This window comes from Dysgonomonas sp. 216 (genome assembly GCF_010501065.1).
In the GTDB taxonomy this organism is placed as follows: domain Bacteria; phylum Bacteroidota; class Bacteroidia; order Bacteroidales; family Dysgonomonadaceae; genus QVMM01.
The window spans coordinates 9,505-22,552 of record NZ_QVMM01000019.1; the positions used below are offsets into that span (position 1 = coordinate 9,505).

Here is a 13,048-nt window from a genome sequence, read left to right on the forward strand (position 1 = left end):
CATCATTCGCTCAATTTGTTATTTACCTCAATCACTTCTTTCTTTAGGTCAGAAATAATCTTTTCGAGATCTTTCTGATCCTGTCCATCCAGTTCCTTCAATGCGCTCTCGTATTTCTTGATCTTTTTAATACGGCCGTACAACTCATTTGCTTTCGGAACATTTAAATTTTCGATCTTCTTGTAAAAATCAGTAACACTTAATTTGCCTTCGCCTACCTGATCTTTATACCCTTTTACTTTCCGTATAGCTTCCTGAGTATCATCCACCACTTTGAAGTATTTTGTATTCAGTCCGCTACCCGAAGTTTGCAGATCACTTTCCGAAGTATAGAATGTTTTTAATGGAGTCTCACGCACTTTCAGTTTTAACTCTCCTGTCTTAGTCCAGTCATAAGTTTTTGATGCTGCATCAAGCCCTTGCATACCCATGTTGTACAATCCCCCAAAATATCCTCTCATAAGATGATTTACTACATCAGGGTTGAAGCTGATAAGCCCTTTCTCCACACCATCACCTCCTGTCGCATTATCCAATATCTCGGCAAGTTTCACAAGGAAGGCAGGTGCAAACGGTTCACTTTTCTTATTTGTTCTCACTCGTAAGTATCCGGGCTTGTTCGGATCTGTCCATTCGTTAGTGATACGGCTACCTGTGAAATTCCTGTTAGCTGCCAGTTGGAAGAATGGTTTTGTAGCATCAGGCATAATATCTGCCCAACTACCATCCACAGCACCCATCGGATTAGCAGGTATCAGGTCGCTGAATCCTAATGCGGTATCCAGTAACGATTGAGTAATATCTTTTTTGCCGAAGATAGATTGATATATCTCATCACCCATTTTGTGAAATACACGCAACTCGTGTGGAAGAGGTATTTTAATGAATCCATTGCCGGTATAAATACAAAGATTGTTCTGACGCTCCCAATCGCTCAACTTCATATAATCATCTAGTCCATCATCACCTCCTATCAATGCTGTAAGCATCGGCATAAGGAATCCACTCATGGCGTATGATGAGATAAGCATGGAAGTCTTAGCCTTATTCTTCTGTGCTACCTTAGCGAAGTTCGACAATGCTTGAATACCTGCATTCACGAATAAGTATAAACTTCTGAACCAAGCTGCACCGAGCCCACCTGCACCGCTTCTGTTGAAGTTCACAGTTACCTCCTTAGCATCCGATACCGATTGGGTAATGCTTCGTCCTTGTTCCCTGCTAGTGATATACACAGACAATCGGGATAAGTTCTCGGCAAACTCATTCATCCCTTCCAGTCCATCCAACAGGTAACGGAATACATTTCGTCCTTCACCTTTTTTGATGTCTCGTTCTATTTGTTTCTGTACCTTCTGTAATTCCAGTATATGAGAGAATCCTGTTTTTGCTCCGTTAAGGATATATTCGTTCAGGTATATGTCCTGTTGTTTATTCAGATCAGCTTTGCCTCTCACATATCGTTGCAAGGCATCTGCTGAAGGGAACATATTGCGTTGAAACTGTACAAAATATTTCGCATTCTCTTTTACTGGCAATATAGATGAAGAGAAAATATAGTCTCTTGAGAAGTTCGACAATACGAATATCGGGTTACGAGTCGTAAAGTTGGCAGCCATCTGTCTCGATACCCTTGCAAAGAAGCGTAAGTCCTTATGCAAATCTTTAGCGTTTGATCCGTTTATGGCACGAGCAACTGCCGGATTAGCATTGATATAAACGACATACTCAGTTCCGTTTTGGAATACATGAACTTCATGCTGATCGGCTTGCTTACGTTTGATAAACAGTCCACCAATGTCCAGTTTCTTTCCACTCTGAACCGCTAAACCTGCCTCTGCCAGTTTTGCCATACGTTCCTCGAACTCTTCGATGTTTTTCCTGTATATTTCAGGATCTTCATTGTACTCAGGGCTACGCACTTCATATACAGGCTTACCATCACGCTCACCTGTCTTTTCATACCATGCCTTATCTACATTGAGCATTCCAGTCTTATCCTTTCTTGCAAGGCGAAGGATAGTCTGATTCAGTATATTCCTGTTCGCTGAGTTGATAGCACTCTGAGCCATAGATGCAATATAAGCGAATGGGCTTTCCGATCTTGTCTTACGTCCTTTGGCTTTCAGTAATGGAGCAACAAAGTATGTACCCATGTCGGGGCTGTAATCCCACCTGTCCTCTGCCACTTCTGCATCATGCCCACGAAGAGGAACATAGTAATCATACCTGCTTTTCAGATCCTCAATAGTTTTTTTATCTATCAGTTGCCCTTCAAGTTGCTTGTTTAAAGAATATGAAGTTGCATCCTTCACTCGTTTCCACAGGTTGTCGATCAGATCCTTTCCGGCTTTTTCTTCAAAGTCGTTGATAAACCATTCAGCGTGTTTACCCACTTCTTTCTCTACGGCTGTGATACCTGAGAAATCATCCGGCAATTTTTGTTCAAAACGAGCAATTTGTTCAGGAGTAGCTTCGGGATTATTTGCCATATACTGATTGATGGAATCTTGTTTCATCCACGCATTACGTTCCAAACCATGTTTCAGTATGGCATAGTTCTCTATATCACGATAGTCGAACCCTGCTTTTTCCAGTTCAGATATAGCTTTGTTAAGAGGCTTCTGATACTTATTGTTGTATTGTTCCAGTTGGGCATCGATAGCACCATTGATATGAGTGGCTTTCTTATAGAAATCATTATGTTCGGCTACTTCTGTTCCATTCTCACGAAGTACATCAAGGAATTTCTGAACGGCAAGATGCCTGTCCTCATACGCTTCCCTGATTCTGAAACGAAAGTTTTTTATTCTCTTGTCCAGTTCATTTCGCATATCCTCTGTCATGGTAGAGTCGGCAGCATCAGCCACATCATTCACCGATTGAAAGCGGATGTCATTTATATCACTATTAAACCTCTTAGACGGTAGAATAATATCTCCATTGTTATCATACGTTACAACATCAATAAGTTTGCGACTGTTTTTAGTATCCTTGTAAGCATAATTTACATTATCATCTACACCCCATTCTCGAATATCATTTCCATCCCACCACAGATTATTTGCAGGTATTTCTTCTGATATTATTTTATAATATCCATTAAGAGCATTATTTCCGTGTGTGTTTGCGTAAGACAATGAAGGTGTAACCCAATCACCATTCCTTATCAATCCTTCTTTTAGTGATTTTGGAACTGCACGATATACAGTTACAGTAGGCATTTCAGATATATTGTCTCCCTGTAATTGTATTGATCTCATAGCCGACATTAATGATGCCCTCGACTCCATGCCACTCACATCATCATACATATATCCTCTTGGGTCATCAAAATAATCAGAAGGCTGAGAAGAGTAGCCTTGTGCAATCTCTAATAGACTAAAGTCTCCACCCTCTTCTACCTTTTCTTCTGATGGTGTATTATCAGCACTTGGAGCACGATGGTTCATTCTGTGTTCTGATTCTGTAATATATCCGTTCGAGAGAGCAAACGCATCTACAATAGCTTGTGCCGTTTCTGTGTCACCTTTTTCTATGGCATCAGAATAAGCCTTGTCCGAAATATCTAATTCGGAAATTACCTGAGATACACCATTGTCAAGCGACTCTTGTACTATTCTTTTTGCTTCTGATTGTTTTATCTTCTTACCATTCAGAATATCCGCAACAGCACCATCAATAAACTGTTCTAATGTAAGATTCTGTATTTGTTCCGAAGACAAATTTCGAATACCTAATTGATCTCCAATCCAATTCCATACCTCTCTTATCCATCTTTTAAGTTTTAACCCAATGCCTTTTTCATTTACTATTGCTTCACCCTTATCACCGATAGCCATTGCAAGTGCCTCATCCACCTTAGCATCATCAGACAGATCACGATAAGAAGGATTATCATTGACACGCTGCCAGTATTCCGATTCTTTTACCAGTTCAGCTCCACGATTATACAGTTCCGCATTGTTCTCCTTTGTAAAAGAGTTCCACAAGTGTCCGAACTCATGGATAGGAGTATTGGCATTCATCCGGGTACTATCAATGTAAACAGTTCCATCAGGAGTAACGAAGCCATATATATCACCCACATTAGTACGCATAAAATAAACAAACGATCCTATCGTAGTAGCATTTCCGAAATCATCACTACCTTTATCTTCAACTAGTTCTACTTTATCTCCTAATATTAAATAATTGCTATCTTTTGCTATCTTTCCTTTGTATTTAGATAGGTCAGCATTTTCGCCCATCGAATACATTTCTTGTATTGTTTTATCTGCAAATTCATATGTGCCTTTCGCTAGATCTTTTTTAGATACTGACCTTTTCCATATAGATAGATATGTTTTCGGTATGAATTGTCTTTGTTTCAATCCTAGATGAAATAATATTTCATCACTAGTAGCAAGATAACCATTTAGCTGGTCCCCAAATTTTACTGCATTATTTTCATGATTCGAAAATCTTACTGTAATTGATTTATCATTGTCTTTGTTTTTGTAAGTAACATAAGTACTTTCTGTTGTATTACTATAAGAAATACTCGTTGTTATCTGCGGATATTCATTATTAAAGTCAAAGATTGACGGTTCCACATTATAGCTTCCATCACCTATTGTATTCCCTTTACTATCCTCTAACACCTGCATTCCGAATAACGTTTGTTTAATAGTAGCATTGTCATTGATAACCTCATCCAGTTTTGCATCAAAAGCAACTTTGTCGGTAACAACATCATTAGCAAGACCTGTTTGTTTTAATCGGTCAACTAATGTGTTAAATCGCTGTTCACTAATAGGTTTAAAGTGATTATTTGTCCTATGTAGTTTTGGATTTTCAAAATCATTCACTATCTTTGAAGCGTGGTTGAATAGTTTTCTAACCTCAGCGGAATTGTACCGCTGTTTGGAAAGCCATTCAACCATTCTTTTTTTATCCACATATTCCAACAAACCTTCCTCTATCCAGTTAGCCATGTGAGCATTTGAGTTACGATAGTGGATACTGCGAATATCGTTGATCTCTATCTTACCTTTTCTCTTATTGGTTTGTAAGGCTACAACATAGTTTTTACCCTGATGTTCCAGTTCTGTCATTATCACATAGCTGCCTATATGAGTTGCACTACGGAACACAGCCAAAGGATTCTGAACAGCCTTCGGCAAATCCATTACTTCCGATAAATCAAAAGGATGATTGTCTTGCATAGACTTATCTGATAACCTCGAAGCCTGTAATTGAATAGGTAAGTTCGGAATACCTGCCGATTGTAAAACAGCAGAAGGAGTACCCAACTCATAAGTATGACCTTTCTTTAATGTTCCTGATATTTGTTGTTGTAGTTCATCATTAAATTGAGAATTAACATTTTCTATCTGCTCATTAGTCATCGACTGAAAAGGAATGTAATCCCCATCATTCGCTTTCTCCTGTATCTCTTTATACTCCGCAAAAGGTTTAATCTTTCGGGTATTACTATTAGCCCATTTCTTGAATGTATCAATATCTGTCTGAGTGATATTACCCAAACCTTGCCATCCTTGCTCATAGTTCGACAGGTAAGCCTCCCTCGCTTGTTCGATAGAGTCAAAGCCTAACATCACTTTATGCTCATCAAAGCTGCTATCCTGATTCACCTGATCCACTACGAATACAGTTTTACTTTCAGGGTTAGCACCCAAGAACACATCTATATGGTCGCCATCCTTACCTTTAGTCTTACGAATATATCCATAGGCATTGTTCATGGTAACGCTCCACTGCTTACCACTTTCATCTGTGCCTGTACGTTCCGATCCACGAGGTTGTTCTATGGATATATCTAACCCCTGTATGGTAACCTTACCTTTCTTGTAGTTACCTGCTTCTTTCTGTGCATCGGTAGGATTAGTATTGGTTGCGGATTCTGCCTTTGATACCTCAAAATTTTTCCCGACAGCTTTGATATACTCTACAATATTCCCATTATATTCAGGAATAGCAACATTATACTGTTCCCTTTCAAAGTCAATAGTTCCCTGACTTCTGAAATTTTCAAGGGTTTCATTTACTCTCTCGTTTCGGGAGTTATTCAAATCATTGAGTTTGCCTATAAGGGCATTTACTTCCTGCTGTATAGGCTCAATGATACTGGCTACATTCGACTGGCTGAAATCACGAGGAACATCGAAAAGAGTATCCGATGTTTGTTCTTGTCCGAATAAGTTTGTCTGATTATCTTCCGCATAGGCATTACCTATACGTTTCTTGGCAGCGTTGAGTTCGCTTTTCTTTTGTTGTAATTGGGTAGATACATCATTTACCTCAGCATCTATCAGGGCATTAGTCTCATCAACTATCCTTCGCTCTTCGGCTGTTAGATCTGAGTAGTCATTTTGGCTATATCTATCTGATATTCTATCTCCTGTCTCTTCTGAGGATCGGTTTCGTTCGCCAACTGTTCGTTCAGTTGTTTCAGATGAAGATCCTGGCCGACTAGCAACGCTATCCGTTTCCTCATTTGTTCTGTCTCTTCCTGACTGTAATTCCGTTTCTTCATTTTGTATCTGTTCTAATTGTTCAATCTGCTCAGCTAATTCATAAGCTGTATGGATATTATCAATCTCTTCAGGAGAAAGCCCTAATTCTTTTGCTAAGGTAAGCAAATTATCAATATCCATAGCAGCCAACTGCTCAGAAATTTCAAGTTGAAAATCCTGAGCCTTACGTATTTGTTCCTGCTCAAATTCGGCAGCATCCTGTTGTTCCTGATAGTAGGTATCCTCATTCATGCTCAATGAAGATTCCAAAGTTTCCAATGCCTGTTTCGGAGAAGATATAGAGGATAACACTTCAATAACTTCGCTACGAATATCATTGTCGTTTAATGTTGATCCTATATCTTCCCATATACGATGAGCCAATGTCGAAGATGTATAGCCATTGTTGGATAACAAGCTGATTCTCGATCTTCTCTCAGTTTCCGAACCTGTTAGTCCTAACTCTCTAGCCAATCCCATACTCACGCCCTGATCCTTCCATCTGAACTTGTAAGCACCCGAAGCAATACCATAAAGAATACGATCTCTCACAGAAGATACATTTGGCTCTACTGCTTGCAACCTTCTTTGGAATGGAGTTAGTTTCTTAGGACGTGTATCTTTTTTTACAGACTTCTCCAGTTTACGCTCCAATGGTTGAACTGGCACATTTTCGTTTACTGTCTGTTGTGGATTACTGACTGTCTCAGATTGCATTCTTGCAACAACTCCCCACAATGGCTTCTCAAATGGATTGCTTGCATCTTTTCGTGGAAGTTGCACAGTCTCAAATAAAAGTCCGTTATCCGAATAGTCCTCATTTAATCTTTTCACAAGGCTATCAGCTTTCTTTAGTTCCGACTTTGCAAACTGTTTATCTAGAGAATAAGTACCATCTGAGTTTTCTACAGCAGACAGTCCTTCTTCTATTTCAAATACTCGTGGCTCATTTACTAACAAAATGTTTTGTTCACTCGGAGGTGATGTAACACTTTGCTCATTTTGTTGTGTTTCTTGTGTTGATTCTTGACTATTTGATATATTATCTTGCTCGTTTACTTGTGCCAATCCTATAACATTATCGATCTTGACTACATCTCCATTCTCGAAACCGATCAATCCCTGAGCATATAGGTCGGGAGTAGTAGCCACAACATCCTGTACCTGTTCTCCGTTTTGATTGGTATAAATAACAGGGCTTCCGTTCTCAACACCTTCAATATTATCCTCATTGATTATCTGGCGAGGCTGCACCTGCATCTGTTGTATTCCGTTCGGAGTCTCTACCGAAAGAAGATAATTCCCGGTAGCCTGATCCTGCCCTTCAATCTGTCCGATCAACGAGGTATTACCAACGGGAGAAAAACGTACTGTCTCACCTTCCTGATATGGGCGTACCTCTTCATTCTGTTGTTGGGCAATGATAGGAGCAGCCACTTGTTCCGTAACCTGAGCAATGGCATCCTGAGTAGGAACATTCTCGGTGATGTTCTCTACATAATTGATAGATGTAACCTGACGTTTGCCTTCTGCATCAGTATAGTATATCTCCTGATCCGATTGCTCCCTGTTGATTGTGCCATCTTCATTCTGCACGATGTTTCCTCCTGTAATTTGTACAGGCGTATCCATTCCGGCAATAGTAGCCGATACAACAGCACCCATTTCATGATTAGCATTCTCTTCTATTATAGTCGGTATTTCCTGAATAGCTTCCTCCACTTGCTCTTGTTTCGCTTTATCAAGAGAACCCATCGCAATATAAGAAAGGGAATACTTAAACGTTGCATCCTTTTCTTTATCGGTTAGTTCATTATCATTTACAATACCTTCAAGCAGATTGTTTATATTCTCTCCGCCTGTATTGTCTGAATCGATAATGTTGTTTATAGTTTGAATAAGTTCAGGACTTTCATTGCCGAAAACATTATTCATGTTTGTAAGGTTAGAATCATATCCTTTGCGTATAGACCGTTTCTGTTTTACATTCCTTGCTTTGCCTGCTGCATATCCACCGGCAGCAATAGAAGCATAAGGTAATTGCATCATAGCAATAGTACCTGCTGTTACAGCCTGCGTTCTCGGATTAACAAATTCAGACCAATCAAATGTGCCATCTGCAAGAGGTTGAAGCAGCATTCCTATTTCTTCCTCTGCCATTTCTCCAATTGCACCCTGAACTCCTGATCGTTCCATTATTTTACGGATAGTACGGTTCTTTGGTTTTGGCTCAGGAATATATCTTCCTAAATCCTCTGTAAAGAACTCAACGTATGTAGATGGAATAGCAGTAGCAAGCGCATCTAAAAAACTACCGGGATTCTCTATATTGTTCCTGTATGCTTCCGTTAATAACTGCGGTGTAACAGCCATTCTAACAAGCGGACGTTGTAATGTCTCTGATGCACGAAGAGCAAAGTTTACACCCTTTCCTGCACCAACAACCTGTGGCAGACGTGTAGCAGCAGAAACAATACCTTCGCTTGATACAAATTGAGCGACAAAAGGTAGCATATAAGAAGTACTTTGCGCTATATCTTGAGCAATTGACCTATCTAACTGGTGTGCTTGCTGATATTCGCCAACTAAATTATAGGCTTCTCTAGCTAATTTATTATTTGGATCTTCTAAAGTACGAGCTAAGTCTGATTCATCTGCCAGTCCTATTCCTCCTAAACTTCCGGCATTGGCTAAATCATACGGTAAACGTCTTCCAAACTCATTTAGCATTTGTCGAATAGCACCCTTATCTCCATCTTTATAAGCAGCACGAAGCTTCTTTAATTCGTTTAATTGAGTTTTTGCAGCAAAAGGATCAGCAAACGGATATACGTCTTCCAAACCTTGACTTTCAAGTTCTTTTTGTCGGTTATACTCTTCTTTTTCTTTTGCCGATAATTTTAAATAATCATATAGTGGTATATTACGTGATGTGTTACTTCTCCTATTGCTTCTTTCTTCACTTATTGCTTTTTCAAGTTCATCAATACTATTCTCTAAAGTCTCAAGGTATTTATTTTCATCCTCAACAACCAAACGTCCTTTTGGAGAGTTAACAAGAAAATCAGCAATCATAGCTAATTGTTCGGGGCTGTTACCTTGTGTTGTGTATTCCTGCCAATAACCCGACTCTCCCAGTTGTCTGTTTGCAGGTATCCATCTTTTTTCTATAATATCCTGCTTATTCTTATCCAAGTATTCTCTTACTAGGTTTGGTATACGTATATCATCAGTCGGATTGTTGGTGTCTCTAAAATTTTGATTATACCAACTGTTTAAATCATCCTTTACTTTTTGTGATATTGTAGTGTCATTGTTTACACTGTCAATCCAGTTTTTATACGATTGGTATTCATCAATAGCAGATCCTACTATATAGTCCGATTCATTACTGCGTTCGACTGCAGCTTTATTTATTGCACCTGAAATAGATTCCTGTAACGGTTTACCCGAACCAATATTTAATTGTGTTCTGTTTTCTCCAAAGTTTTCAGCATGGTTTGGCGTATTAAAATTGAACTGATTCTGTGTAAAAGATGGATTTATACCTCCTAAACCAGTATTTGCAGAGTTTATAGTTGTAGAACTGTATTGATCGTTCTGAATATTCGACTCTCGATGAGTTGACGAACGATTGTCAGCAATTTTACTTTCAATATTAGATAATTCTGAAGGAGAATCTATTAACCTTGCATCTTTCCTTGTAGAAAGAAAGTCGTTAACTCTGTCATCGGGTATATTATATTTCTTTCCGTTACTTTCGTATATTGGCATGACTTATTTACTTTTTGTTAGAAACCACTTATTTCAAATTGCCCCCATTCATCATCCTCTACATTATCAGAATCATAATCAGGTTGAAGAAAATCATAATTATTACCCCATTGAGGTGTTGGGTTATATACAGGATATTGATATTGTGAAGCATTTTCAAACTGTTTATCGTACCTATATTTTATATATGCAGCAGATATATCAGTTCTCTCTTTTTCTGTAAATGCTTTAGGGGCTTCACCTAATATTCCGGGTTTACGGTCAAATTGAGGATACTCTTTTAAGAACTCAGTATCTAATAGCGCTGCTCTTGAGTTGTAATCCACTTCACCTTTGTTCATTTCAAACATTCGGAATTTGCCCCCTAGTTGTTCATCTGTCTGTGCCTGATTGTCCTGCGGATTGGCTTCTATTATCATCTGATAGCTACTATTAGCACCACTACCCGAAGACATTTTCTTTACATAAGCAGAAGTACGATTCCTAGCATCCGCTACACGTGCCCACCCTTGTGCAACTGATGCCTTACGTTGATCTATTTGACTTTCTGTGTTTTGTCTTTTAAGATCAAAGTCTCTGTCAGCATTCGTTTGTTTTCTATCTTGCTCTGATTTATTGTATTCCATTTTTTCGTTAAACTGACGTTTTGCTTCATAAATTTTATGCTTATTAGTCAATATATCTTGAAGTTCTTTTCTCTCTCTATTATGATTCTCAAGCCCCATCAGGAAGTCTTTTAACCGAGCGTTATGGAATCCTTCGTTATATTTGTTCTGTTGTTGCAGATAGATGTTGGATAGTTCTTTCTCTTTTGCTGCTGTCTGTGCAAGGGCTGAGCTATTGTAGTCACGTTCTTTCATATATGCACCTTTCCCGGCACTCACCATCTGAGAGATTAAGCCCAAAGCATCACCAATACCACTAACGATTCTAGCACCTCTCATTTTCTTCTCATCAGGTGCAGTCGGTTTGGGAACGGAATCCTCAAATATTCGTTGTAGATAGTTTCCATTGGTTGAAGGATCATAAGGCTTTGTATAACTTGATATAGCTTCAGGAGAGAAACCTACACTCATCAAGTGCTCATAATCACCATCGCTCATCGACTCAGGTTTATTCGGATACTTCACAGTAGGCATAGCGTTCGATGATTCAGCCTCCTTGTTTTCCTGAGCAGTCTGTTCGTTCTTTATCTCAGGAGCAATAGGAGAGACATCAGCCTGTGTATCCAAGTCCTGTTCATTGATGGGAAGAAAAGAGTTTGCGCCCTTCTTTTGGTTATATTTATTTACTATATCTTCTAATATTGTCATAACACCCTCTTTTAAATAATTCCTCCCAATAATCCACCTAAACCGCCAAGCGATCCACTTACTCCCGAAGATCCTGCCGTAGCACCTGTACCACTTCCTAACAATCCACCCAACGAACCACTCATCATATTTAATCCTGAGTTCATCAGGTTCTCGTATGACTGAGCCTTTTGTCCCATCATACCCATACGTTGTTGAGCAATATTATCTTTCCTTGTCAAATATTTATCGGTGACATTATCCTTCCATTGCTGCCCCATAGCACCTATATTTGCAAATGTGTCGGATATTACTTTGTTCGATTGTTCCTTCTGTACTGCTTGCTGTTCGGGAGTAGCACCTGTAACAACTGCCGTGTTAGCAGCTATCTTATTCTGCTTACCCATTGTATCCCTCAACTGTTTCATCAGGTTTTGTGTATCGGCTCGCTGTGTATAGTCAGATAAAGCATTAGCATTATACCATGCTTTATTTTCGGCATCCTGTTGATTAAGGTAGCGATCCATTTTCCTACGCTGTTTTGCTGCCTTACTTCCTCCAAATATCGAAGTAGCTAATCCTGCTCCTGCTCCTATTGCTGCACCAATCATATCTATATCTGTTTTATTTCTATTCGATTACTGTTGAGCCACAAATAAAATATTTAGGGAGTCTTTTACATGACCTTAATGAGACATACAAGTGAGTGTATAGAAAAGTATTTGCCTGTGTTTTTCAATACGATAACTATCAATCTTATTTTTGTTGATACGAATATTTTACAAAAACAGATTATGGCAGGAGCAAAAGGAAAGTCAGGATTAAAACCCGGACAAACAAATAATAAAGCAGGGAGAAAAAAGGGCAGTAAAAATAAAGTATCTGCTGAACTTAAAGTAAAGATCACAGATGTATTAGATGGTAATGTAAGTATTTTGGAAAATGCTTTAAAAGATGAGAAAACTCCAATATACCTGAGAGGTAAGTTATATGTTGAAGCATCAAAACTGGTAGTTCCTAAACCAGTCAGTGATGAAGAACAAGATAATGCCAATATATTAATGGGTGGACTGGCTCATTTATTCGGTAAACCAAAAGAAGAATAACAATTCAATATAAAACGCTAATGGAAATGGAAACAAAATTTAATATTGGAGATAAGATATGGGTAATTATTAATACTGTGATTCCAGTACAGGGAGTAATTACTGAGATAAATACATCATCAAATATGTATCATATGTATACTATCGCAAAAACTTCCCGCCCTTATCATAAAGAGAGAGATTATATTAGAAATATTGAAGAGCAATATTGCTTTAGGTCTATTGGAGAAATATGTGATTTTATTAAGCACTATGCTCACGCAACAATATATATGTCAGAGGAAGTCATCTCTCACATAGAGAATAAAATATCTCAAAAAGACTTTGACGAATATGTTAGAGAGCAACTTAAATAGGA

At 38.6% G+C, this 13,048-nt stretch carries 5 protein-coding genes; 2 read left to right on the plus strand and 3 right to left on the minus strand.

Annotation, left to right across the window (positions count from 1 at the left end):
- Positions 1-2 precede the first annotated feature (2 nt).
- The 3 genes from D0T53_RS10905 to D0T53_RS10915 are packed head-to-tail and all read right to left on the minus strand — an operon-like array spanning position 3 to position 12,195.
- Positions 3-10,292, minus strand: a complete 10,290-nt coding sequence (locus D0T53_RS10905) for an LPD38 domain-containing protein (protein WP_163267798.1) — start codon at positions 10,290-10,292, stop codon at positions 3-5.
- Between the two features lie 17 nt (positions 10,293-10,309).
- On the minus strand, positions 10,310-11,605 hold the full coding sequence (locus D0T53_RS10910; protein WP_163267800.1) for a hypothetical protein: 1,296 nt from the start codon (positions 11,603-11,605) through the stop codon (positions 10,310-10,312).
- 11 nt (positions 11,606-11,616) lie between these two features.
- Positions 11,617-12,195: a hypothetical protein gene (locus D0T53_RS10915; RefSeq protein ID WP_163267802.1), complete on the minus strand. Its 579-nt coding sequence runs from the start codon at positions 12,193-12,195 to the stop codon at positions 11,617-11,619.
- A 183-nt stretch (positions 12,196-12,378) separates the two neighbouring features.
- Between D0T53_RS10915 and D0T53_RS10920 the strand changes: the two genes are divergently transcribed.
- Positions 12,379-12,690 carry a hypothetical protein gene (locus tag D0T53_RS10920; RefSeq protein WP_163267804.1) on the plus strand — a complete coding sequence of 104 codons (312 nt, stop codon included), beginning with the start codon at positions 12,379-12,381 and terminating at the stop codon, positions 12,688-12,690.
- 26 nt (positions 12,691-12,716) lie between these two features.
- On the plus strand, positions 12,717-13,046 hold the full coding sequence (locus D0T53_RS10925; RefSeq protein WP_163267806.1) for a hypothetical protein: 330 nt from the start codon (positions 12,717-12,719) through the stop codon (positions 13,044-13,046).
- Positions 13,047-13,048: the final 2 nt, after the last annotated feature.